18 protein-coding genes are annotated in these 25,163 nt (G+C 42.4%); all 18 read right to left on the bottom strand.

Going from position 1 to position 25,163, the window contains the following annotated elements; all coding sequences use genetic code 11:
- Positions 1-199: 199 nt before the first annotated feature.
- A complete protein-coding gene (gene xylA, locus BK575_RS03945) occupies positions 200-1,537 on the bottom strand; it encodes a xylose isomerase (protein ID WP_078408990.1) in 1,338 nt (445 codons plus the stop codon).
- A gap of 697 nt (positions 1,538-2,234) precedes the next feature.
- Complete coding sequence (locus tag BK575_RS03940; protein WP_078408989.1) at positions 2,235-3,230, bottom strand: Gfo/Idh/MocA family protein; 996 nt, start codon at positions 3,228-3,230, stop codon at positions 2,235-2,237.
- Positions 3,231-3,517: 287 nt separating this feature from the next.
- The gene (locus BK575_RS03935) at positions 3,518-4,501 is read right to left on the bottom strand and encodes an aldo/keto reductase (RefSeq protein WP_078414632.1); all 984 of its coding nucleotides are present in this window, start codon (positions 4,499-4,501) and stop codon (positions 3,518-3,520) included.
- A 14-nt stretch (positions 4,502-4,515) separates the two neighbouring features.
- Positions 4,516-6,528 carry a YjhG/YagF family D-xylonate dehydratase gene (locus BK575_RS03930; RefSeq protein ID WP_078408988.1) on the bottom strand — a complete coding sequence of 671 codons (2,013 nt, stop codon included), beginning with the start codon at positions 6,526-6,528 and terminating at the stop codon, positions 4,516-4,518.
- 32 nt (positions 6,529-6,560) lie between these two features.
- Complete coding sequence (gucD, locus tag BK575_RS03925) at positions 6,561-8,027, bottom strand: alpha-ketoglutaric semialdehyde dehydrogenase GucD (RefSeq protein ID WP_078408987.1); 1,467 nt, start codon at positions 8,025-8,027, stop codon at positions 6,561-6,563.
- Positions 8,028-8,131: 104 nt separating this feature from the next.
- Positions 8,132-9,034 carry a fumarylacetoacetate hydrolase family protein gene (locus tag BK575_RS03920; protein WP_078408986.1) on the bottom strand — a complete coding sequence of 301 codons (903 nt, stop codon included), beginning with the start codon at positions 9,032-9,034 and terminating at the stop codon, positions 8,132-8,134.
- Between the two features lie 133 nt (positions 9,035-9,167).
- The gene (locus BK575_RS03915; protein ID WP_078414631.1) at positions 9,168-10,802 is read right to left on the bottom strand and encodes a glycoside hydrolase family 43 protein; all 1,635 of its coding nucleotides are present in this window, start codon (positions 10,800-10,802) and stop codon (positions 9,168-9,170) included.
- A 162-nt stretch (positions 10,803-10,964) separates the two neighbouring features.
- Positions 10,965-12,233, bottom strand: a complete 1,269-nt coding sequence (locus tag BK575_RS03910) for an ABC transporter substrate-binding protein (RefSeq protein WP_078408985.1) — start codon at positions 12,231-12,233, stop codon at positions 10,965-10,967.
- Positions 12,234-12,450: 217 nt separating this feature from the next.
- On the bottom strand, positions 12,451-13,554 hold the full coding sequence (locus BK575_RS03905) for a Gfo/Idh/MocA family protein (RefSeq protein ID WP_204524854.1): 1,104 nt from the start codon (positions 13,552-13,554) through the stop codon (positions 12,451-12,453).
- A 20-nt stretch (positions 13,555-13,574) separates the two neighbouring features.
- Positions 13,575-14,198 carry a ThuA domain-containing protein gene (locus BK575_RS03900; RefSeq protein ID WP_139367964.1) on the bottom strand — a complete coding sequence of 208 codons (624 nt, stop codon included), beginning with the start codon at positions 14,196-14,198 and terminating at the stop codon, positions 13,575-13,577.
- A gap of 66 nt (positions 14,199-14,264) precedes the next feature.
- Positions 14,265-15,431 (bottom strand): Gfo/Idh/MocA family protein, encoded by a 1,167-nt coding sequence (locus BK575_RS03895; protein ID WP_078414629.1) that lies wholly within the window; start codon positions 15,429-15,431, stop codon positions 14,265-14,267.
- A 23-nt stretch (positions 15,432-15,454) separates the two neighbouring features.
- Positions 15,455-16,423: a sugar phosphate isomerase/epimerase family protein gene (locus BK575_RS03890; protein WP_078408984.1), complete on the bottom strand. Its 969-nt coding sequence runs from the start codon at positions 16,421-16,423 to the stop codon at positions 15,455-15,457.
- 170 nt (positions 16,424-16,593) lie between these two features.
- A complete protein-coding gene (locus BK575_RS03885) occupies positions 16,594-17,850 on the bottom strand; it encodes an ABC transporter substrate-binding protein (RefSeq protein ID WP_078408983.1) in 1,257 nt (418 codons plus the stop codon).
- Between the two features lie 45 nt (positions 17,851-17,895).
- Complete coding sequence (locus BK575_RS03880; RefSeq protein WP_078408982.1) at positions 17,896-18,789, bottom strand: carbohydrate ABC transporter permease; 894 nt, start codon at positions 18,787-18,789, stop codon at positions 17,896-17,898.
- 16 nt (positions 18,790-18,805) lie between these two features.
- On the bottom strand, positions 18,806-19,693 hold the full coding sequence (locus BK575_RS03875; RefSeq protein ID WP_204524853.1) for a carbohydrate ABC transporter permease: 888 nt from the start codon (positions 19,691-19,693) through the stop codon (positions 18,806-18,808).
- 593 nt (positions 19,694-20,286) lie between these two features.
- A complete protein-coding gene (locus tag BK575_RS03870; protein ID WP_078408980.1) occupies positions 20,287-21,081 on the bottom strand; it encodes a response regulator transcription factor in 795 nt (264 codons plus the stop codon).
- Positions 21,082-21,085: 4 nt separating this feature from the next.
- On the bottom strand, positions 21,086-22,813 hold the full coding sequence (locus BK575_RS03865) for a cache domain-containing sensor histidine kinase (RefSeq protein ID WP_139367963.1): 1,728 nt from the start codon (positions 22,811-22,813) through the stop codon (positions 21,086-21,088).
- A gap of 339 nt (positions 22,814-23,152) precedes the next feature.
- The gene (locus BK575_RS03860; protein ID WP_139367962.1) at positions 23,153-25,114 is read right to left on the bottom strand and encodes an S-layer homology domain-containing protein; all 1,962 of its coding nucleotides are present in this window, start codon (positions 25,112-25,114) and stop codon (positions 23,153-23,155) included.
- Between the last annotated feature and the right edge of the window lie 49 nt (positions 25,115-25,163).

The raw sequence follows: 25,163 nt of genomic DNA, 5'->3' as shown, positions 1-25,163 counted from the left end.
AACTCATCAAGAAGCGGAAAATTTCCCCTCTCACTTCTACAAAAGGAATGGCCTACAGGCCTCCAATCCAACTCACGTGATTTTATGGAAAAGGCCCGTCACTGAATTCCTTGGCTTTGCTAAGTTTTCATGACGGGTCCGAGGGAAAGATTCCAATCGTATCTTTTTATTATGCTTTGGGTCTTTCCCCTTTAATCTTTTACACTTCTAAGATGTATTGATTTAAAATCGCTTTCAATCGCTCTTGTCTGCCGGACTCGTTTTTAATGGAGTCATTGTTCATCGCATATTGCTCAAGTGTGCGGAAGTTGGCTCTTCCTTCCACAATGTCCAGTCCGATTCCCTCTGTATAGCTGCGGTAACGGTTTTGAATCACATCTTCAAATACACGGTCTTCGATCAATTTATGTGCAACTTTCAATCCTTTTGCGAAGGCATCCATCCCCGCAACATGGGCATACACTAAATCTTCCGGCTCAAAGGAAGCTCTTCTGACCTTCGCATCGAAGTTTAATCCGCCGCTTCCTAATCCGCCGTTTTGCAGGATTTCGTACATCGCTAACGTCGTCGAGTATAAATCTGTCGGGAACTCATCCGTATCCCAGCCTAAAAGCGGATCACCCTGGTTGGCGTCAACGGATCCGAGAAGGCCGTTTACTCTTGCCGTCCGCAATTCATGTTCAAATGTATGCCCCGCTAACGTCGCATGGTTGGCTTCCAGGTTTAATTTGAAATGGTTCTCTAAGCCGTATTGTTTTAAAAAGGCAATCGTTGTCGCCGCATCTGTATCATATTGGTGAGTCGTCGGCTCTTTCGGCTTCGGTTCAATTAAAAACTGTCCTGTATAGCCGATTTCTTTCGCATAATCCACCGCCATATGCATAAATCTGGCCAGGTTATCAAGCTCCAGTTTTAGGTCAGTGTTTAATAAGGTTTCATACCCTTCACGGCCGCCCCAGAACACATAGTTCCCTGAGCCAAGTTCCTTCGCTGTTTCTAACCCTTTTTTCACTTGTGCCGCCGCATATGCAAACACATCCGCATTGCAGGAAGTCGCAGCGCCATGAACGAAACGCGGATTTGTAAACATATTGGCCGTGTTCCACAGTAATTTCACGTTGCTTGTTTTCATATAATCTTTAATCATCCCAACGATGACATCTAAATTTTGGTTCGTTTCTCTTAACGTGCTTCCTTCCGGTGCAATATCCCGGTCATGGAACGCAAAGAACGGAGCACCCAATTTTTCATACAGTTCAAAGGAAGCTTCGACTCTCGCTTTTGCCAGATCCATTCCTGTATAGCGATTCCACGGTCTTTGCATGGTTGCTGCACCGAATGGATCCGTCCCATCTGCCGTAAACGTATGCCAGTAAGCAATCGAAAAACGCAGCTGTTCTTTCATCGTTTTGCCGCCTACAACCTCTTCCGGGTTATAGTATTTAAACGCTAAAGGATTTTTCGAATCCTTTCCTTCATACGCCACTTTGTTTACGCTTCCAAAATAGTTTCTTACATCTGTATAAGATTGAGCCATGTTGTTTCCTCCTTCATTTAGATACGATATTGAAACATTTAACTTCTAAATTAAAATGAAATCATTCATATTGAAAAATAATCTATCTCCAAACAATAAACGAAGATTTTTGTTAGTTTGTTGTTTGGATAAACTAACTTGATTTCATCTTATAAAAAATAATCACTTTTTTCAATAGTTTTTTTAAAATTTTCAGGGAATTTTAGTTGTAAATATAAGGAACTGAGAATTATTCACTAAATTCCGAACGAATATTACCTAAAAAACGCCACAACTTAATTTGAAGGTTACACAAAGAAATTCCTAACAAACCAGAATCAATTCTCCTTCTCCAGGCTCTAAACTTACTTGAATCCCCTTGCTTCTCTTGATTTTCTAAACAATAAAAGTACGATTCAAATTAGAACAAGAAACCATCTGGCTTCAAGACGCTTTTTCAGAAAAGCGAAACCATTCTTTAACTCCATTGGAAATTCCGGCAACATTGAAAACAGCTGGTATTGGTGAAGAGCACTTTGGAGAAAGGCCTAAAAGAGGACCATCATATAACTTTGTTAAGTTATAATGATGCAGATGTAGTTCAGATTTTTATTGTAGCTAAGTGGGGAGATAAAACCTCGTTTACATCATTTGCAGCGAGGTTTTACCTTATTGAAAAAAATGCTTATAACGCATGAGTATAGGAATGCTGAATACCTTACAGATTGCATCCTTCATCCGCCTGGAAGACAAGTCCGATTTGTTTTCTTGCTTCGTCCATAAGTTCGGCAGTTATTAACGAGTTGGCATAGGAATTGATAGAAGATTCAAAGTTTCCATTTTGAATTAGTTCGATAAATTCTTTCGTCTCATAATACATCGCATTACTTGCCTGCGGCTCGGTAATATCTTCAACACGACCATCGTTGTAGCGTATTTCCACTTTTTCCGGGGTGTGAATTTTATCTATGATGATGCTGCCATTCTCCCCTTGAATTTCGGCTGGCAAATAAGAGTTTGTTATTTTTGAATACATGACAACCGCATCTTGTTCTTCATATTGAAAAAGAATGCTGCCTTCTCCGTCCGCTCCCGAATCAAGCAAGACTCCAGTTGCTTTGACCGTCTTCGGCTTTCCAAATAATACGACCATCGGGTAGATGCAATAAACCCCAATATCCATTAAAGAACCATTTGAAAGTGCCGGATTAAACGCATTCAAAACGATTCCTTCCTTATAGGCATCGTATCGGGAAGAATATTGACAATAGCTTGCAGCATATCGGCGAATAGTTCCTATTTTATGTAGATGATCCCGAATGCTTTTAAAGTTAGGAAGAAGTGTCGTTTTTAATGCCTCCATTAATAACACGTTGTTTGCTTTTGCAGCCGTAATCATTTCTTGCACTTCCGCTGCATTGGAAGCCATCGGTTTTTCGCATAAAACATGCTTGCCATGATTCATGTACATAATGGCCTGCTCGGCGTGAAAACAGTTCGGGCTGGCAATATAGACCGCATCGATTTCCTTGCTTTTGGCCATGCTTTCTAAATCTGTGAATGTCGTTTGAATATCGAACTTTGCTGCAAATTCTTTTGCCCGTTCTTCTGTCCGCGAATAAACAGCTGTTAAAGCAAAATCCTCTATCTCACTTGCTGCTTGAATGAATCTCTCTGTTATCCAGTTTGTTCCGATGACACCGAATCTGATCATGTATATGTATTCCTCCATTCAATAATGCCCCCGCATTAACGGGCAGTATGACCCCCATAGTATATCACTGATGGGATAGAACACTCCACGTTCAATATTGGGTTTCGTTCTGCAGCGAACTTTCTTTAGCCCCCCCTATCACCATGCCTCTCCTTGGCATTTTTATTAACCCATGATCGATAACATAAAAAATACTCCTTTAAGCGGGAGGGATTAAAGGAGTTTTGATTTTCCACGCCTAAAGGAGTTCCTGTTCATCACTTTCATTTACTATCCATGTGTGAAATTCAATACGCTCCCCGTATATACGGATGAATTTCATTTCTATAAAACTCGGTTAAGCGATCGATTTCTTCTGCACTATATGATGGAACCTCTATCGCTTGTAAATTGTCGTTTACTTGTTTCACTGTCTTAAAACCGGGAATAACACATGTTACCGAGTCATGATCGAGAATCCAGCGCAATGCGGCTCTTGTCATATTTCCTCTATTGCCGGCAATCCATTGGAGCTGTTCACTGAGTTCGACGCCTTTTTGAAATTCAAGGCCTGCAAATGTTTCTCCCACGTTAAACTGCTCCCCATTCCGGTTAAACGAGCGATGGTCATCCGCTTCAAAACTCGTTCGCTTGCTGAATTTCCCTGTTAATAATCCGCTCGCCAGAGGAACACGCGCTAATATACCAACTCCACGTTCCTGTGCTTCCAGGAATAGCTTTTCCAATGGTTTTTGTCTAAAAATATTAAATATTACTTGTAAAGCTTTTACGTTCGGGTTCGTAAGACAAAATAGCCCTTCTTCTACTGTTTCCACACTAACTCCATAGTAGCGAATTTTGCCTTCTTGCTGTAATTTATCGAGGACTTCAAAGACCTGCCCACTTTTTAGTATTTCTAAAGGCGGGCAGTGGATTTGGTAAAGATCAATACACTCCCTGTTTAAACGCTGCAAGCTTGCCTCACAATATGCGCGGACTGTTTCCTCTGAATATGTTTTGGAATCGTATATATCGCCTGTACGGCAGAACTTGGTAGCAATATGAATATCGTCTTCTTTTCCTTTTGTCGCTTTCGCCAATAATTCCTCGCTATGGCCATCCCCGTACACGTCTGCCGTATCAAAGAAATTGACTCCTGCTTCCATAGCCGTATGTAAGCCTCTTAAAGCCTCTTCATCATCTGTCTTTCCCCAAGAGCCTCCTATTGCCCACGTACCGAAACTTATTTCACTAACTTGTAATTCCGTGTTACCTAAACGGCGATATTTCAACTCATTTCCCCCTTTCATTTAACAGTCAAATTACCAGTATCCCCCTGAACTGCTTCGAATTGCAGTGCCTTTTTACCCACTTCTAATACTTTAATGATTTGATCGACATCATAGACGCTTCCTTTCCAGGTGCCACCGCTGACTGACTGCAATGCAGCCCACAAGCGGGTATCATCCGGTAAATCCGGATCTGGTTCTAAATCCGGATGCCGTTCTCGCTCTGCCAGAATCTTCGCGCCTTCTCCCGGAGTGAAGATTCGATTCTCTTCCCCAATAAAATGAAGACTTCCTTCCAGCTTATTGCGGTCTACTATGATTTCAATCACATCTCCAGTCCGCAGCTTGCCGACAGGACCGTCCGCTAATGCCTCAGGACCGATATGTCCTATACACGCACCCGTGGAAACCCCTGAAAATCGCGCATCCGTGATGAGAGAAACATATTTCCCGAACGATAAATGCTTTAGGGCTGAAGTCAGCTGATATGTTTCTTCCATTCCTGATCCGGAAGGGCCGCGCCCCATTACAACCATGATGTCTCCAGCTTCAATCTCTCCCTTTTTAATTGCAGAAATGGCTGCTTTTTCAGATGTAAAGACTTTCGCTTTGCCTGTGTGGCGATACACTCCGTCTTCATCCACAACAGCTGGATCAATCGCAGTAGATTTGATGACCGATCCCTCAGGGGCAATATTTCCAGTTGGGAACGTGACAGTAGACGTTAATCCGCGTGCTTTTGCTCGATCCGGATTCATAATGACATCATCAGGGTCTACTCCATCTGTTTGTTTGAGCCGGTTTCGAATTTCAGCCCGGCGTTCTGATGATTCCCACCAGTCTAATACAGTCCCCAGCTTTTCCCCGGTGACGGTAAGAACAGACTCTTCCAGCACGCCAAATCTGCGGAGATGCAGCATCACTTCCGGCACTCCGCCGGCCATGAATGCTCGAACAGTCGGATGATGTACTGGTCCATTAGGCAAAACGCTTACTAAGCGCGGCACTTCTCTATTAATACGGCTCCAATCCTGAACCGTCGGAATGTTTAACTTAGCGGCATGGGCAATGGCCGGAATATGGAGCAGCAAGTTCGTCGAGCCTCCGAAAGCAGCATGTACAACCATGGCATTTTTAATGGCGGCATCTGTTAAAATATCTCTCATCCGCAAGCCTTTCGATTCCATCGTAATCACCGCCCTGGCAGACTGACGGGCCATCTCCTCCCAAATCGGCTGACCGGATGGGGCTAAAGCGGAATGAGGCAAAGACATTCCTAAAGCCTCAGCTACCACTTGGGAAGTGGCCGCCGTTCCGAGAAACTGACATCCTCCTCCCGGTGTGGCGCAAGCTCTGCATCCTAAATCAGCAGCATCCTCTAAAGACAGTTCGTTTTGAGCATAACGGGCACCAATCGTTTGAATCTTTGCAGCATCTTCCCCATTGGTCGGCGGAAGAGTCACGCCGCCAGGAATAATAATGCAAGGCAAATCGTGCATCGCAGCCAGCGCAAGCATCGTAGCGGGGAGACCTTTATCACAAGTAGCCACACCAATAACAGCCTTGCGTGTTGGCAAGGAGCGAATTAGTCTGCGATAAACGATAGCGGCATCGTTACGGTAAGGGAAGGAGTCGAACATCCCTGTGGTTCCTTGAGACCTTCCATCACACGGGTCACTCACAAAACCGGCAAACGGTACGCCTCCTTTTTCCCTGATTTCTTCTGCAGCCGCCCTCATAAGCAATCCGACTTCCCAGTGCCCTGTGTGGTATCCCAACGCAATCGGGGTGCCATCTTCAGCGCGAATTCCTCCTTGGGTACTGAGAATAAGAACTTGTTTTCCCAACAATTCACCAGGGTTCCACCCCATGCCGACATTTTGGGTTAACCCAAACAAATCCCCGCTTGGAGAATTTAGCAGCATATCCGGCGTTAACGGAAGAGAACCGGAAGGACCGGGAGCATTTGACTGGACCCGGTACAACTCCTCCCTGTCTGCTCCCATAATATAAGTTAACTGCTCACTCATCGTATCCAGCTCCTCGCTTTTTATCTATCTTTTTATGACTTAACGAATACGGTCTTAATGGAAGTGAAAAATTCTTTTGCTGCCTCACCCTGCTCGCGGGAGTGTGAACTGGATTGCTTCATGCCGCCGAATGGAGCCTGCAGCTCTACTCCTGCGCTTTCTGCGTTAATGCGCACAAGGCCTGCATCCATGTCATTGATAAATGAAAGCATATGTCCGATATTCGTAGTGAAAATGGATGCACTTAGTCCATATTGAACATCGTTTGCAATCTCAAGAGCCTCTTTGATGGAATCTACCTTCATGAGGGCAATCACCGGACCAAAAATCTCTTCCTGGGCAATCGCCATGTCTGTGGTTACGTTTTCAAAAATTGTCGGCTGCACGTAAAATCCATGCTCGTAGTCACTCTCTTTCAATTGCTCCCCGCCTAAAAGAAGGGTCGCTCCTTCCTCTACTCCTTTTTCGATATAAGAAAGAACGGTTTTTAATTGATTATCATTCGCGCAAGGCCCCATCCAAATTCCTTCTGTTAAACCATCCCCAATGGTAATTTCGTTTGTTTTAGCCAATAGTTTTTCTTTGAATGCTTCATACACATCGCTTTGGACAATAACTCGGCTGGTAGCCGTACATTTTTGGCCTGTTGAACGGAACGCTCCACTGATGGTCGCTTCCACCGCTAAATCCAGATCAGCATCCGCTGCTACGATAACAGGGTTTTTACCTCCCATCTCCAGCTGGTATTTTGCCCCGCGGGCCAAAGCTGCCTGCCCGATTTTTTTGCCTACACCATTTGAGCCGGTGAACGTAATGCCGTTAATATCAGGGTGATCGGCAATTCCTTGTCCAATAACAGAACCTGAACCTGTCACCATATTGAGTACACCGGCAGGTAACTCGGCCTCTTCAAAGCACTCGACGATTTTAGCACATGTCACGGCCGTTTCTGTGGCCGGTTTAATCACTACAGTGTTTCCGTAAATCAAGGCAGGAGCCATTTTCCAAATCGGAATGGCCACCGGAAAGTTCCATGGTGTAATAACGCCCACTACCCCTAATGGAGTTCTTGTCGTGAACATGAGAGCTTCATTATCCGTAGCAGGAATAACGTCTCCCACTTTTCTCATTCCTTCACCAGCATAATAACGAAGAATGGCAATACCGCGGGTCGTTTCTCCTTTAGCTTCTGCTAACGTTTTGCCCATTTCACGAGTCGCGCACTCCGCAATTTCACCAAGACGCTTTTCCATCGCATTCGCCACATTGTAAAGATATTGTCCTCTCACCGCTCCTGTTAGCTTTTTCCATTCGATTTGTGCCTTTTTCGCAGCTGCAACTGCTAGATCTAAGTCCTCTTTGGAAGAGTTTTGAACATATCCAACGATTTCATTTTTATTGGCTGGATTTATACTCGCAATCACTTGATTGGTTGAAGAAGCCTCCCATTCTCCATTTATATAATTCATAAACGTTTTTGCTTCTGTTGTTACTGTCATTCTTATCCCATCCTTCTTTTAATTGTTCTTGTTAAAATATGGGGGAATCCGTCATATTGTAGATTCCCCCTTCAAGTAAATCAGCCATTTTATTAGCCAAAATGTTAGTTTACGGACAGTAATTGAATAGGTTGAGATTTTACTGGATTGTTAAGGACCCCTATTTGCGAAATTTCAATCTCAATTTCGTCTCCTTCTTCGAGTGTGAACTCATTTGGAGGCACGATGCATGTACCCGTTAGAAGAATCGTGCCATCAAACACTTCGTTATCTTTCACGAGATAAGAAACAAGCTCCTCGAACTTTCTTTTTAATTGTCCTGTGCTTGCCTCTCCTTGAACAGCAAGCTGGCCATCACGATAAATCTTGCATACGATTTGGAAGTCATAAGGATCTTTCACCGTTTCAGCTAAACGAATAGCAGGTCCAATCGAACAAGAATTTCTCCATATTTTCGCCTGCGGCAAATACAACGGATTTTCCCCTTCAATATCCCGGCAGCTCATGTCGTTGCCAATCGTATAACCTAGAATTTCTCCCTCTTTGTCAATGACCAGCCCAAGCTCCGGCTCCGGGATTTGCCAGACAGAATCGCTGCGCAAATAAACAGGGTCATTTGGCCCTACCGTGCGGGCAGAGGTAGATTTCAAGAAGATTTCAGGCCGTTCGGCATCATATACCTTATCATAGAAAGTCGTCGCATCCAGCTTTCCGCCTGTCGCCTCATAGTTTCTAGCATTCTTGCTTCTTTCGTATGTTACTCCAGACGCCCATACCTCTGGAGCATTAATCGGCGTAAAAAGATGCAATTCCTCTATCTTTTCCTCTATCGGAGAGGAAGCGGAAATGATGTCTGTCACTAACGTTAATGGTGTTGTTTGTTTTTGTTCAGCTATATGAACGAGTTCAAGAAAATCCTGATAAGGCAAAGCGTAGATTTGATTCTCATCTGTCACAGCAGCCAGGTTAGAATTCGATTGCTTATTTGAAAAACGAATAATTCGCATACAATAACCTCCTAAATTTCCCATTATATAAATCGATTTAGATAATTCGACGCATAAAAGTAAACACTATTCTGAATTCAATAGACCTAAGCGGCTGATACCCGTCTATTCCACTATCGCTATTCATCGGCTTCTACAAGTCTCCTAATACCGCTTTAGCTACTCCGGCTCCTGCAGCCTCCTTGTGATCCTTATCATTTTCCTTGTAAATAAAATAATCAAAGTCCGCATGCTTTTTTGTACCGCTTAAATCTTGAACACACATGCCTATAAAAGTCCCGGTAAATCGAATATAGTCGCTGCCTTCGTCTGAAAGATGACTGATGTCGATAGGAGTTCCAATCTTATGCCACTCGTCTTCATGAAGAGAGTAGAAGAATTGCAGCCACTCTCTTTCAATAACTGCCTTTAGCTTGCAGCATTCAGCACCGTCAATAGAAATATTCCTCTCCAATAATTCATCATATTGACCGCCTTTAGATTGAATGATTCCAAGGTACTTTCCAAGATTCTCATCGCGGCTGATATACAAATAGACATAATCTTCTGAATCATAATACAAAATAAGGCCTGCCATTTGCTGAAAGTGCTCGGGATCGAACTCCACCTCTGTCTCAGCTTCACAGTAAAAACTTTGTTGTCTCCGAGCTACCATGCTTTGTTTATGCAGTGAACTCATTGACTCTCTTCCTTTTAACCGCAAGTACCCGCGACGTTCAGTCAATGAAAGCCATGTTGGATCCGCAGGAAGTCTTAAGGTACTCCAATGAATATTTAATTCAGTATGTTCAAAATCATCTTTTTCAGGGACAGCTTCAAAAGGATAAGGTTCGATATCCGGTGCCTTGACCTCTACAAGCGGTTCTCTGCCTCCTCCTTCAATCCGCAGCCAGGAATCCTCTGTCCAGCAGCAGCGCTGAATGGCTGTTTCTCTCCCTAAATTGCAGTACTTGTCCTTAACGGGACGGCCGCATAAATGGGCTAAATACCACTCTCCAGTATGGGTTTCAACAAGACTCGCATGCCCCGCTTTTTGAAGCTCCAATTCAGGAGAGCGAGAGGATGTGAGAATGGGATTTTGCGGATCTACTTCATAAGGACCAAAAAGAGTTTTCGATCTTGCCATTGTTACCGCATGGTTATATTCAGTTCCTCCTTCTGCCGTCATTAAGTAGTAATATCCATTCGCTTTATACAAATGTGGTCCTTCTGTTAGTTTCAGTTCCGTACCTTTAAAAATCTTTCTTACTGGACCTATCAATTTTTGCTCTTCAATCGAAAACTCTTGAATGACAATTCCCGCAAATTTGTTCTTCCCTTTGCGATGATCCCAAAGCATATTCACAAGCCACTTTGACCCATCCTCATCATGAAAGAGTGACGGATCAAATCCGCTGCTGTTTAAGTAAATGGGCTCCGACCATGGTCCCATAATATCTTTGGCTGTTATAAGATAATTATGGGTATCCTTAAACGCACCCTGTCTGCTTTTCACGTCCGTGTAAATAAGATAAAAGGTACCGTCCGAATAGCTTAGACATGGGGCCCATACTCCTCCTGAATTGATATTTCCCTCCATATTTACTTGGGATATGCGGGTTAAAGGATAAGTTAACAATCGCCAGTTTACTAGATCCTTTGAATGGTGAATTTGTACGCCGGGAAACCATTCAAACGTAGATGTTGCTATGTAATAGTCCTCCCCTACTCTTAAAATAGAGGGATCGGGATTAAATCCAGGTAAGATTGGATTAGAAATCATTGTCATGCCAGTTCCTCCTCCATTTCCGTAAAGTTCCTTTTGAGAATTTGTTTGAGCTTGCATTAAAGGGGAAGTCCCCTATCTTCAGATTGAAGACTTAGATGCGGGACACTCCCCCAACATGATTCATTTATTGTAAAGAGCTGTGAATAAAGTGCTATAAATCTATCACTTTTGAATGCTTTCCAATTCCTTCTTCACGTTAACATCAGATTTTCCAACAATAGCAGAAGTGATATTCATAAACTGATCTGCACGTTTTGGATCAAGCTGTTGATCGTAGTAGCCAAAGAATCCTTGTGCATTTTCACTAATATATGTTAAATATTCGTACGCTAACGGATTCATATTTGATTGATCCAATTCAACGTTTGCCATTGCGCTCGTTACTCCAAGCTCCTCCGCTATCGGCTTTCTTTCTTCAGCACTACTTAAAAATTTAATCGCTTCGAATGCGGCATCTTGATCCGTTTTGGCTGATATTGCATAACCGTTTCCAAAACCGCCATGATAGATTTGTTGATCGCTGCTTCCGCCCTCTACTGCAGGAAATGGAACAAATCCGACTTTTTTGGCAAATGCCTCATCTTTCACAAATTCAGAAATCGCCCAGTCTCCTTGCAAATACATAGCCGCTTTTCCGCTTGTAAAAATAGATCCGGCAGCAGCATAGTCTAGTCCAAGAAATCCATTCACAAAGCCTTTTTTCTCGATTGCCAACTCTTTCAACTTTTCACCGGCTTCAACAAAACTTCCCTCTGCAAAATTTGTTTCACCCTTTTTCGCCTTGTCGAATGGCTCAGTGCCGCCGATTCGCTGTGCTAAATAAGCATACCAATGAAGAACCGGCCAGCGATCTTTCCCCGCTACTGTAATTGGAGTAATATTTTTCGCGTTTAGCTTATCAACCACTTCTAACAGCTCATCGTACGTCTTTGGCGGTGTTAACCCGTTCTTTTCAAAGATTTCCTTGTTATACCATAATGCAACGGAATTTAAAGAATACGGAATGCCATATGTCTTTCCATCAAATGTATACGCGTCCCAGCCTCCCGGAAGCATGTTGTCCTTAAAAGAAGCATCTTGATTGAGGTATTTTGTTATGTCCCCAACTGCCCCCGCATCCACTAATGTTTTAAATGTCTCTCCACTCCAGTAAGTAAATAAATCCGGCATTTTATTCCCTGCAAGGGCGACCTTCATTTTTGTTTTATATGCCTCATCTTCAAAGAACTCTGCTTTAATTTGGATATCTTTATGAGAAGCATTAAATTTTTCGATTGATTTCTCAACAAATGGCTTTCTGTCTGTTTCAACACTCCATAATGTAAGTTCCTTTACTCCTTCACCGCCGCTGTTAGAGGTAGTGGACTTGCCGCTGCTGCACCCGGCAATGAGAAATGTAAACATCAATAGTAATACAAAATACTTTTTCATCTTTGACTCTCCTTAACATATAGTTGTGTTTGAATTGAGAATAATAAATGATTTGCTTTCAACTAAACGGAACACAGCAGCTTTTAAACATCTCCTTCATCCCGTTTGTATACGGTTACAAAATATACTACCAATCTTTAAAGCATTTGTAATGAGACAATCATTAGCTGTAATAGTTCATCAATTAGAATCAATAGGGATATTTCTGAATCGTGTTTTACCTGATTTCCTCATACTGATTTTCCGCCGGCATTGGAGCAGGGCGTTTGCAAGTGCTTTGCATCATATAATGCCTGCCTTCACGTGCGGCGTCATGGAACCCATGCATCGCCTCTAATACATGATACGCCATATCGCCATGAGCTCGATGCTCGTCCCCTTCGGCGATGGCCCTTGCCAAATCGGCGATACCGATTCCGCGGTTATTATCCGTGTATCCGTGCGTGAACGAGATCTCCTCCCACTCCGTACTCCCGGCTTTGCGAAGCTTGACTGTACCACCGAAATGATTGGGGTCGGGCACAAGAAGCGTACCTTCGCTTCCGTGAATCTCAATATTCGGCAGCGTGCTGCCCGCCATTATGTCAAAGCTCGTAATCAGTGTGCCAACTGCCCCATTCTCAAAATCGATGATACCGGCAATATGTGTTGGTGTTTCCACCAAAATTCTCTTTCCTCGTTTCTTTTCACTTGTGATGGTGCGCTCTGGATACGAAATAACCGCAGACCCTGTCACACGCCGGATTGGACCGAGAAGTGTCACAAAGGCAGTTAAGTAATACGGTCCCATATCAAACATTGGACCGCCGCCAACTTCATAATAAAACTCCGGATCCGGGTGCCAGTGCTCATGTCCGCCGCAAAGCATAAATCCTGCAGCGGAAACCGGGGTGCCAATCGCCCCCTCGTCTATGAGCTTGCGGCATGTCTGAATGCCCCCTCCAAGAAAAGTCTCTGGCGCACTTGCCACACGCAGCCCTTTCTCCCTGGCAAGGCTTAAAATTTCCTGTCCTTCCTCACGGGTCACTGCCAGCGGTTTTTCAACATAAACATGCTTTCCGGCTTGAAGGATACTTTTACATACAAAAGCGTGTGCTTTGGGAATCGTTAAATTAACGGCAATCTCAATTTCAGGATCCGCAAGCATCTCATCCACCGTATAGGCTTTTTCCAAGCCGAATTCCTCTGCACGCATCTTTGCGCGTTCGACATCCAAATCGGCACAAGCCACCAGTTCAACCTCTGGATACTGCTTTAGATTGGTAAAATAAATGCTGCTAATATTACCGCAGCCTATAATCCCGACTTTACTTCTTTTCATGATTAACTCCTCCCCACTTATTAGCGAGCGGCCCATAAAAATCCGCGACGCATCATTTCCGTGACTTGAGGCATGGCTACAATGTCAGCTTGATGGCCGAGGCTATTGTAATACACCTTACCTTGCCCCCATGTTTTTGTCCAAACAACCGGCATTTTCACTTCATCGAAATTTGTGGTTGCATGAACTTTAACAGCAGGATCGATATGCATGTAATATTTCTCAGATTTCACCTCGAAATCGCCAATTCCTTTCGTAAGCAGATTCTCCAGGTCCGTCATGTTGACTTCATATAATACCCCGTCATTGCCAGGATGTGCTACCCATTGCCCTCCGACCATGTACTGGTATTCAACTTCATTGCGAAATGAATCTGCCATCCCGCCGTGGCAGCCGGCAATGCCGCAGCCCGCTTGTACTGTATCGAGCAACGGCCGCAGCTGTTCCTGCGTAATTGTTCCCATCGTCCAGACGGGGACAATCAAATCAAGAGCGGCCATCCTTTCCGCATCTGTAAACGAGTCTAATGTATCGGAAACCGTGACATCAAAGTTTTCTTCCCGCAATATACCTGCAAAAATCTGAGCAACAAGGTCTGGCTGATGACCATCCCATCCACCCCAAACAATTAATGCTTTTTTCATTGGTCTTCTCCTCACATTCTTTATAGACATTATCCCTAGTGCTGCACTCAAGATGCATAAACGTTCCTAAACCACTGTAGATGGCTCTGATTTTTTAAGCAAATCTGAGATCGAAACCCACTGTTTCGTTCGGGAAGATTGCTCGACAGCTTCCAGTACGGCCTGGTTTCTTACACCGTCGGTAAAGTTAGGCAGCGGGCTATAGCCTTTGTCCACGCCGTTTAGTAACTCCACGATCAGATTGATAAACGTATGTTCATATCCGATAATATGACCTGCCGGCCAATAAGCCCCCGCATAAGGATGGATTTCTTCTGTACAATTAATCGTTCGAAACCCCTGCAAACCCGGTTCATCATCATGAAAGTAAACTTGCAAGTTGTTCATATTCTCCATATCCCAACGGATCGAGCCTTTTTCGCCATTAATCTCAATGCGGTTGCCGTTTCGATTCCCGCCTGCAAAACGAGTTGCTTCAAACGTACCGATCGCACCGCTTTCAAACCGGGCGATGAAAACACTCACATCGTCTACATCAACTTCTCCCATTTTGTCACTAGTGGCTTTTCCGCTTAAACCGGAGCTGTCTTCTACAATCGGGCGCTGCTTAATGAACGTTTCTAATATACCGCTAACTTCTTTGAATTCACCGACTAAAAATCTTGCCAGATCAATGCTGTGAGCTGCCAGGTCGCCATGCGAGCCTGAGCCGCATACTTCTTTGCTCAAGCGCCAGACGAGAGGAAACTGCGGATCCATGATCCAGTCCTGCAAATATGTAGCTCTAACATGATAAATCTTGCCTAACCGTCCGCTTTCAATCAGTTTTTTCGCCAATTGAACTGCCGGAGCAAAACGGTAGTTGTGGTTGATCATGTGGATGACACCGTTTTTCTCAACTGCTTCTAACATACGCTTCGATTGCTCAAGTGTCATGGCCAGCGGTTTTTCACAAAACACATGCTTTCCTGCTTCAGCAGCCGCAATCGCAATTTCAGTATGGCTGTTATTAGGGGTCACAATATCAATTAAATCAATATCATCACGCTCAATTAATGCTCTCCAGTCTGTCTCATAGCTTCGCCAGCCCATCTTGGCTGCCGCTTCTTTTACAGCTTCTTCATTTCGGCCGCACACCGCCTGCAAAACAGGCTCAACATTTATTTCAAAATAGAACGATACATCTCTGTAGGCATGAGAATGAGCTTTTCCCATAAACTTGTAGCCGATCATCCCAATTCTTATTTGTTTTTTGTTTACGCCCACCACATCTCAACAGCTCCTTCTTTAATGATTTTGTCCCGTAAAAAAGCGACGGCTTTTCCAAATCCTTCTTCCACACTCATTAATCCATCTTCATGCTCAATGCTGATTGCTCCATCATAGCCGATGGTTTGAAGTGCACTCACGATTTCTCTCCACGTATCTTCGCCATGGCCGTAGCCGACTGTTCTAAAAATCCAGGAGCGGTTGGCAAGGTCGCTGTAACTCTTTGTATCCAGCACTCCATTTAACGGATTATTTTGCCCATCTACTTTTGTGTCCTTGGCATGGAAGTGATATAACGCATTTTCTTTTCCTAATGCCTTAATGCAGGCAACAGGATCCATTCCCTGCCAGAAGTAATGGCTCGGATCGAAGTTAGCCCCAATTTGCCCGCCGCATTCCGCTCTTAAGCGCAGCAATGTTTCCGTGTTATAGACCACAAAGCCTGGATGAGGTTCGATGGCAGCTCTTACGCCATGTTCCTTTAAAAACTCGTTCTGCTCTTTCCAATACGGAATGACCTTTTCATTCCACTGCCAGTTCACTACATCTGAAAAGTCATTTGGCCACGGACATGTGATCCATACAGGATGCAAAGAGTAGTCAGATTCACCCGGACACCCTGAAAACGTAACCACATTTTCAATTCCGAGCTTAGACGCCAATCGTACAGTATCCTGAAATGCTTGATGGTATTCGGCTGCGATGTTTTTGTTCGGATGCAGCGGATTTCCGTGACAGCTTAGCGCACTAATTTGAATTCCGCGGGAATCAAATGCCTGTTTAAATCGTTTTAACTTTTCTTTGTCATGTAAAAGTTCCGATGGCTTACAATGAGCATCTCCTACATAACCGCCTGTACCGATTTCCACTGTATCGAGACCGCTCTCTTTTATGTAATCCAATGCTTCCTCCAGCGGCTTTTTAGAAAATAAAACGGCAAACACACCAAGTTTCAAGAAAACCTCTCCTTTTTATTTTTATATGGAAATTGCTTTGCCAGGTTTTTATGACAGGTCCTTTCAGGTCGGGATGATTCTAGTCGTATGTTTAGGTAAAATTATATCCGCATTCTCTTCAACTGAATGGCATGGCGAGAATGCGGAAGTAGTTAATAGAATCATTGCTATTACTTTATAATCGTTCCTAATTCCTTCTTCACATCAACATCTGGCTTTCCAACAATCGCAGAAGTTACATTTAAAAACTGATCTGCACGTTTTGGATCAAGCTGTTGATCATAATAGCCAAAGAAACCTTTTGCATTTTCCCCAACATATGTCAAATATTCGTACACTAGCGGATTCATTTTCGCTGGATCTAACTCCACATCTTTCATTGCACTTGGAGTGCCGGCTTCCGTTATTTGTTGTCTTTGCTCAGCACTGCTTAAAAATTTGATTGCTTCATATGCTGCTTTTTGATCAGCTTTAGCCGAAATCGCATACCCGAATCCGAAGCCGCCGTGGAATATGTGTTCATCGTCATTTCCTCCTTCTACTTTAGGGAAGGGAATAAATCCTACTTTTTTCGTGAATGCTTCATCTTTTACAAAATCTGCAAGAGCCCAATCACCTTGCAAGTACATGGCCGCTTTTCCGCTCATAAACACCGATCCAGCTGCCGAATTGTCTATACCGAGAAATCCATTGACAAAACCTTTTTTCTCAATCGCCAATTCTTTTAATTTTTCACCCGCATCAACAAAGCTTGCTTCCGTAAAGTCCGTTTCGCCATTTTTTGCTTTTTCAAAAGGTTCGTTACCGCCAATTCGCTGTGCTACATAAGAGTACCAATGAAGTACCGGCCAACGATCCTTACCGGACACTGTAATCGGAGTGATGTTTTTCGCATTCAGCTTATCGATAACTTCCAATAGCTCGTCATATGTTTTGGGAGGTGTTAATCCGTTCTTTTCAAAGATTTCTTTGTTGTACCATAGCTGAACTGAACTTAGTGTGAGTGGAATGCCATATGTCTTTCCATCATAGCTGAATGTTTCTAATCCGCCTGGTAGTACCTTATTTTTAAATTCAGTATCTTGTTCAAGATGCTCAGTTAAATCTCCAACCACTCCCGCATCTACTAATGTTTCAAATGTTGCCCCGCTCCAGTAAGGAAATATATCCGGCAGTTTATTTCCTGCCATAGCTACTTTCATCTTCGTCTTGAATGCTTCATTTTCAATGAATTCCGCTTTAATGTGAATATCCTTATGGGAGCTATTGAATTCTTCAACTGATTTTTGGATTTGCTCTCTTTTTTCCGTTTCGAAGCTCCAAAATATTAATTCCTTCGCCCCATCGCTGGAGCTTGCAGGCTTTCCGCTGTTGCACCCGGCCAGGAATAACACAAACATTAATAGTAATACAAAATACTTTTTCATCTCTTATCCCCCTTTAGCCCATCGTTAGTTGACAATACCTTATGGTCAGCCTTTGACTGAACCGGCTACAACACCTTTTGTAATGTACTTTTGTAAAAACGCGTATAGGATGATGATTGGTGCGGTTGAAATAACAAGCGCTGCGCTTATGGTAGAATAGCTGGCACTAAAATTCCCCTTAAATGCCATAAGACCAAGCGGTAACGTTTTTAATGACTCATCTGAAGTCATGACAAGCGGGAAGATAAACTCATTAAAGATGTTAAAGAATGATAGAATTGTAACCGTTGCCAAAATTGGTTTGGCAAGCGGCAAATAAATACGAAAGAACAGTTGATAAATATTGCAGCCATCCATTACCGCCGCTTCCTCAAGTTCCTTTGGAATTTGAGTGAAAAAACCATATAATAAAAAGACTGCCATTGGAAGACCAAATCCGATGTATGGAAAAAACAGAGCCCAAAACGTATCGTAAAATCCGAATTTGTTTGCTATGTTAAAGATTGGAATAAGTGTACTCTGCACTGGAATCAGCATCGCCAAGAAGAACATACCGAGCAGAACTTTCGAACCTTTAAACGGACGAACAGCCAGGTAAAAGGCGATAAATGACGAAACAATCAACAAGCCGAGTACGGAGAAAACGGTAATATAGGTAGTATTAAAGAAGTAATCGCTGATCCCTTCATTCCATGCTTTTCCGAAGTTTTCAAAGTGCCACTCTGAAGGCAGCCCCCATGGATTGGCGAAATATTCACTATCGCTTTTAAATGAAGAAATCAGCATCCATACGAACGGGTAACCGGTGAACACTAAATGAACGAAGAGAATGAAGTAGATACTGAAACGAACAAGCGTCCTTTTAGTTAAACGTTTTTGTAAGTTTAAAAGGCCGGGTCTCTGAATCGGTTTAACAGTTTCGATCGGTGTACTTTTCACTTTTCTGCTCCTTTCTTTATTGGAATTGGGATGTACCTTTTCCTAACACCTTTGCCAAAATAAAGGCAATAACTAGTCCGAATACAAGCAAGAACGTTGAGATGGCACTTCCATATCCATAATCCATTAAAGTGAAGGCATTTTTCATCATATAGCTTGCCAGTACCTCACTCGAATTGTTTGGTCCGCCTCCTGTCATGATGTAAATAAGATCAAAGTATTTCAATGAATTAATTACACAGTTCAAAATCGTAAACGTGATAACGTGCCAGATGAGCGGAATGCGAATACGGAATAATATTTGCCATTCACTTGCCCCTTCAATTCGTGCTGATTCAAGCACTTCCTCCGGCACATTTTGCAGCGCTGCAAAGTAGACAATGACATAAAACCCGATAAACTGCCAGGCAACAACAGCAATAACTGATGCAAGCGCATATTTTTCCTCACCGAGCCAAGCATGAGTCCAATTCTCAAGACCTAATTTGATTAAAAAATTGTTAATCAATCCAAAATTAGGATCATAAATTTGTCCCCATAAAATTCCAAGTACCGCTGTCGAAAGCATGACAGGTGTAAAATAAACCGTTTTCAAAAAATTGGATCCTTTTAGTTTGTAACTAAGAAGAACAGCTAGAAACAATCCGACGGGAATCTGAATGAACAAGGCACCTAGTGTAAGCAGCGCAGAGTTTTTTAGTGAAGTCCAAACAATTTCATCTGCAAGGAGTCTTTTATAGTTTTCAAGACCGTTAAAAACTTTTGGGCTAATGGCATCCCATTCAAAAAAGCTGTAATAAATACTCATAATGATTGGGACAATAATAATAAATGAAAAAATTGCAAGAGCTGGTCCCATAAAGAACAATCCGCTTGTCCAACGCTGCAGTCCCGTTTCTCTCACCGACAACTCCCCCTTTTTTTTAGAATCAAAAGTCACGCATCCTGAGTGATTAGTTTTGATACAGCACTTATATCCCCCCATCTCCTCCTTCGTTGTATGCGTTTACAAACTTATAATATCAACATTTCCACAGTATGTAATTAGACTCTGATTGGCTAAAATAGCACATTCATTAGATGGTCAGAAAATTCAAATCATTCTAACTCCTTTTATTTGAATCTTCTCGCTAAACCGTATCTATCTCTTAAATTTCCTGCTGATTGCGAGTGCTTTCTATATAAATTCAACTTGATAACTCGATACTTCTCCATTCTATTGAGGCGAGTTCACAAACGGTTGTCTACATACAAATAGAAGACTCCTCTAAAAACAGCCTCCAAACTAAAATAAACCGTTACTAGAACCCTCGATCTTGAACGGTTCTTATAACGGTTCATTCCTTACAATTTCTATACAAATTCATTTTTTAACGGCACCATTGCTTTTCATCCTGTTTACGCTTTTCTATTCTTCTATCTTGAATATACTCACAAAGGTCTAGAACACTCGACATAGGTGCTCTTTGACCATGTTGAATGTTCTAGCTGGATATTTTACACTGATTTTCTTTTCTCTAAAAAACGATCGCGATATTGCTTTGGCGTCATACTTTCATTTTTTTTAAATATTTTGATAAAATAACTGGTTGTTTGATAGCCGATTTGTTCTGAAATTTCGTCAATCCCTAAATCCGTTATAATAAGCAGCTCTTTTGCCTTCTTGAGCCTCAACTTTGTAACAAAGTCGCTGAAAGTGATTCCTTTTTCTTGTTTAAATAAAACACTAAAGTAGCTTGAATTAAGATGAACATGCTGCGCTACGTCTTTAATTGCCAATGTTGTACGTAAATGATCATTAATGTATTTAATGGCGCTATCAATACTGAGATTACTCGATTTCTTTTGATCCGAGAAGAACTCCTGTATTTCTGGATCAATAAGAAGTTCACTTAATTTTGTCCTCTGTTTCTTTTTAGCTGTTTCCAGTGCCTTTTGAGCAGAAGCAATCAGTTTGTCCTGCTGAATGGGCTTTAATAAATAATCAACAGCCCCAAGCTGTAAACCTCTTTTTGCATATTCAAACTCTGCAAAGCCTGTCAATAAGATACTCGTCACGTCTTTATCTTCATTTCTCAATGCTTCCAGCAGCTCAATGCCTGTCATGACAGGCATTTGAATATCCGTCACCAATAAATCATAGTTACGCTCCCTCATGAGTTCGAAAGCCTGAAAGCCATTTTCAGCTACATCTACATCATACTGTCCTTTTGCCCATTTTTGCAGAGTAAGAGAAACTCCCATTCTTGCGTTACGTTCATCATCAACAATTAATATAGCAGGATGATTCATACTATCACCAGCTCCTTGATGGTATTCGTAAAATTACTGTGGTTCCTTTATTTAAAAGACTATCAATCTGTAAACCAAATTCTTGTCCAAAATGCAGTTGAAGAAGTTTATGAATATTAAATAAGCCGATTCCAGTTCCTTTTGCAATGGAATTCATGCTTGTTCCATTTTGCAGGCGTTTTTGAATTTCCTTTAGCCGCTCTCCTTCTACCCCAATACCATTATCTTTAACGATGATTTTAACAATTCCCTCTTCCTCTTTTACCGACAGCTTAACAATGCCGCCGTTGCTCTTTGGTTCAATGCCATGAGTGATCGCATTTTCTAAAATAGGTTGGATGGTTAGTTTGGGGATTTCACACATTGCTGCACGTTGGTCGAAATCTATATCGACTTGGAGACGTTCATCCCAGCGCATCCGCATAATATCAGCATATCGCTTTACCTGTTGCAACTCTTCTTCAATTGTTACGAAACCATCTTTCCGGTTTGGTTGAATGGCATATCGGAATAAATCAGCCAGCGTAACGACAAACTGTGCCAGCTTTTCTTCTTCTTTACTAATAAGCGACCAATAAAGCGAATCCAATGTATTAAATAAAAAGTGCGGGTTAATTTGTGAGTGAAGCGCCTTAATTTCACTTTTGCTTCTAATAATCTCCTTTTCATAAACAGCTTCTATCAAATAATTAATTTGTTTAACCATTTGATTATAGACGGTATTCAACTGGTTGATTTCATGATTAAAATAGTGGTCAGGATTCTCTGCAAGAATACCGCCTTTTGCTTGTTGCATTACCTTTGTCATTTTTTTGATCGAGGACGTAATAAATAAAGAAAGGTAATAAGACAATAATGCAAATAAAATGATGCTAAGAATGCTTGCCCATACTAGCACAGTCTGTAAAAAATCGATTCCTTCTGTTACCTCTTTTTTAGGAACTAAAAGAGCAAGTGTCCAATTCGTTTCTGCTACCCTTTTTTTTACTGTAATGTAATCTTTTTTCTTCTCTTGAATATCGCCAATTGATAAAAGAGGTTTGTTTTTTTCCTCTGTCGAAATATCCGTTTTTTCTGCATCGAGGAGATACATCGTACTTCCGTTCATTTCAGCTATATCTTTACGTGTAAATTCAATAAGGGAGGGCTTAACCCGGATCACTAAATAGCCGCCTTTTTGGTACTTCCTTTTCTCTAAGCGAATTTGCCGAACTGCCACTAAATAATCTGGATTTTCATGGTCGCGACCAATCCACACAAGATTCCCAGCCTTTACCTTTTCATCCGCTTCAGCAACATATGGTTTCCCAATCCTTTCCGTAATCGTTTTATTGACAACAGGGTAAATGCTGTTTGAAAGCGAAAACAATTCAATCTCCTCGATTGCTTGTGAATAGGCACTTGTATTGAGTAATACTTTGCGTATCGCGATTCTCTCATCAAAAGAAGGCTTTGAACCATTTAGTTCATCTATAAGCATCTCTTGGATACGATCATCTGTTGCAAGATGAAGGGTTAGCACATTGACCTCATTTAAAAGGGCCTCTAAACGCCCGCTCATTTGTGCAGCAATTTCATTAACATATTGTTCTGCATTTTCTTTTTGCAATTTTGAAAGCATTAAATAAGAAACACTAATCGTTAACGTCAATACAATAATCATGGCAACTATAAATCCAAAAAATATTTGCCCTCTCGTCCGGTCCATTCGTAGTTTTCTTAGTAGATTCAACACGGCCCTCACCTTTTGGCAGCACTTTTACACTAATGCCTTTATTCTATTTCTTTATACTTACTACTTATGTAACAACTGTAAATTTATTAAGCGTTTACAAAATATTCGTAGTTATTATTATATACATTGAAAGTAGTGCGTCTATACATTTACTATAAAAATATTCAAAATATTTAAAATGCGTTGAGTGAACAGATGCTTTTTCCCAAACTTTAGATATTGTTTAATTTTTATTTGCTATTTTCAAAGATATTTATAAAACGAAAAGCAGGCATTGCTCCATAAGAAAACGCCAACCCGTTTACGTTTGGCGTTTTCTATGTACATGCTGTACGCTTATTTTTGAAGCACCCGATATAAAAAGGCAGCGGCCTGCGCTCTTGTCACATGTTCGTTCGGAGCGAATGTGCCATCCGGTTTTCCGGTCGTGATTCCATTCGCCGCCAGGGCATCGATATACTCGGCAGCCCAATGGCCGGCTTTAATATCTTTGAATGGCTTTGTCGGATGGCCTTTCAATTTGAAGGCCGTTGATAATAATTTTGCCATTTGGGCTCGGGTTAACGGCTCATTCGGCTTGAAGGTACCGTCCTCATATCCCGACAGGATTCCTTGCTGTTTTAAAAAACGTACATACAGCAGGAATTCATGCTTAGCCGGCAAGTCGGTAAACACCGTTTCGTCTGTCACCTTGTCTTCCTTGAAGCCAAGTGCATTGGCCACAATCTTGGCGGCTTGTCCTCTTGTCACCTGTTTGTTTGGCTGGAATGTTCCATCAGGATAACCGTTCACATAGCCTTGTGAAGCGATTTGCTGGATTTCTCTGAAAGCCCAGTAAGACGGGGAAACGTCTGAAAACATCGCATCTTCTAGACTTGGTGTTTTTTCCCCTTTTATCCAATTTGCAAGATCTCCGATAAAGCCTTCCGGTACGTTCGCTGGGATGGCATATTCGGAAAAATTCGGCTCTCCTTCATAGTCGACAAGCAAATGGATTAAGTTAGGGTACAGTTTGTATGTAACATTTTCGCGCTCGGATAATGCCTCTTCCCAATTTTTCAGCTGGGACGGAGGCACTTGCAAGTCTTTCTCCCCCTGCATAATAAAAAGAGGGACATCTTGGGATGCAGCCAATTGTGCCGGTACATAGTCACGCAGCTCATACCACCAATAACCGTTCCCTATCTGAAACTCTTTCGGAATATTCTCTTTTGAATAAGACGGATTGTTAATAAGGGCAATTTGCTGTTCCCAAAATGCGAGATTCGCTTTTAACGCTTCTACCTGTTCAGCAGGCAAACCCTGTTTCTGCGCCCTTTCCACTGCCTGTTGCTGCTGCCATAGCATCAAGTCCTGAAATTTGCCGCTCGGTCCTGCGACGACAATTCCCCCGGCAATTTGTCTGCTTTTATCGGCTTGTAAAATGCGGGGAAGCGCGTATCCTCCCTGGCTGTGTCCCAATACATAGAGCTCATCTTGATTCACTTCGGGGACCGTGTTCAGCCGTTCAATTGCCTTGATCGCATCATTAATCGTTTCTCCTTCAATACTAAGCTTTTGATTCATTGCTGTTTTAATATGATGCTCCCGAGTTACCTTCTCATATCTCAGCACCGCAATGCCTTCGTTCGCCAGGCCGACGGCGATATCGCGAAATGGCTTCGTGGAATAAAGGGCTTCATCTTGATCATTCGGACCTGATCCATGAACGAGAACGACTGCCGGGAATGGTCCCTCTCCCTTTGGCAATGTTAACGTGCCAGGCAGGGCAAAATCCCCTTCTCCAATCTTCACATCTTTTTCCACGTAATTCTCTTTCTTTTCATATGAAGGCTCCTTATACTGGCTTGCAGGCGTATAATAGAAAGGAAGATAAAAATCGTCGATATAACCGTCCTTGTCAAAATTAATCGTGATCTCTACCGGAGATAGTTCTCCTTCATAGGTCATGACGACATTCGTATGAATACTATTCGTTTTCCGCTTGATTGACAATTGTTTTCCCAGTTTCCCAAAAGGAGCCGTTTTCGCCTGCCAAATGTTCGGCAGCATTTCAGCAGGAACCTGCTTTTTAAGAGTTTCATTTAATAGGGCATATGCCCCTTCCCAATTTTCTTTCGAAACCGCTGTCATAAATGTACTTGCCACTTGTTCGAAATTCATCGGCGCAATGGTGTTGGCCGGTTCTTCCGCCTGTACCATTAAATCGTTTGCTGCAGGCATCATGACACCGCTTGTCCCAATAGCAGCTGCCAGTACAACCGGTCCAACTTTCTTCCATTTCTTTTGTTTTTTCACTTTTTTCTCCCCTATCTCTAAAACAAGGAAATATTTTACACTTTTAATA

Origin of the sequence: Priestia abyssalis, from assembly GCF_002019595.1 — a bacterium.
Taxonomy (GTDB): Bacteria; Bacillota; Bacilli; order Bacillales; family Bacillaceae_H; genus Bacillus_BA; species Bacillus_BA abyssalis.
The sequence above is the reverse complement of the archived record's forward strand: the minus strand, read 5'-3'. Positions and strand labels throughout refer to the sequence as shown.

What these genes read in the sequence shown, in the direction of transcription:
- BK575_RS03905 (WP_204524854.1), bottom strand. Translation starts at nt 13,554, where the DNA reads ATGAAAAGAAGTAAAGTCGGGATTATAGGCTGCGGTAATATTAGCAGC.
- BK575_RS03900 (WP_139367964.1), bottom strand. Translation starts at nt 14,198, where the DNA reads ATGAAAAAAGCATTAATTGTTTGGGGTGGATGGGATGGTCATCAGCCA.
- BK575_RS03940 (WP_078408989.1), bottom strand. Translation starts at nt 3,230, where the DNA reads ATGATCAGATTCGGTGTCATCGGAACAAACTGGATAACAGAGAGATTC.
- BK575_RS03910 (WP_078408985.1), bottom strand. Translation starts at nt 12,233, where the DNA reads ATGAAAAAGTATTTTGTATTACTATTGATGTTTACATTTCTCATTGCC.
- BK575_RS03930 (WP_078408988.1), bottom strand. Translation starts at nt 6,528, where the DNA reads ATGAGTGAGCAGTTAACTTATATTATGGGAGCAGACAGGGAGGAGTTG.
- xylA (WP_078408990.1), bottom strand. Translation starts at nt 1,537, where the DNA reads ATGGCTCAATCTTATACAGATGTAAGAAACTATTTTGGAAGCGTAAAC.
- BK575_RS03920 (WP_078408986.1), bottom strand. Translation starts at nt 9,034, where the DNA reads ATGCGAATTATTCGTTTTTCAAATAAGCAATCGAATTCTAACCTGGCT.
- BK575_RS03870 (WP_078408980.1), bottom strand. Translation starts at nt 21,081, where the DNA reads ATGAATCATCCTGCTATATTAATTGTTGATGATGAACGTAACGCAAGA.
- BK575_RS03885 (WP_078408983.1), bottom strand. Translation starts at nt 17,850, where the DNA reads ATGAAAAAGTATTTTGTATTACTATTAATGTTTGTGTTATTCCTGGCC.
- BK575_RS03915 (WP_078414631.1), bottom strand. Translation starts at nt 10,802, where the DNA reads ATGACAATGATTTCTAATCCAATCTTACCTGGATTTAATCCCGATCCC.
- gucD (WP_078408987.1), bottom strand. Translation starts at nt 8,027, where the DNA reads ATGACAGTAACAACAGAAGCAAAAACGTTTATGAATTATATAAATGGA.
- BK575_RS03895 (WP_078414629.1), bottom strand. Translation starts at nt 15,431, where the DNA reads ATGATCGGCTACAAGTTTATGGGAAAAGCTCATTCTCATGCCTACAGA.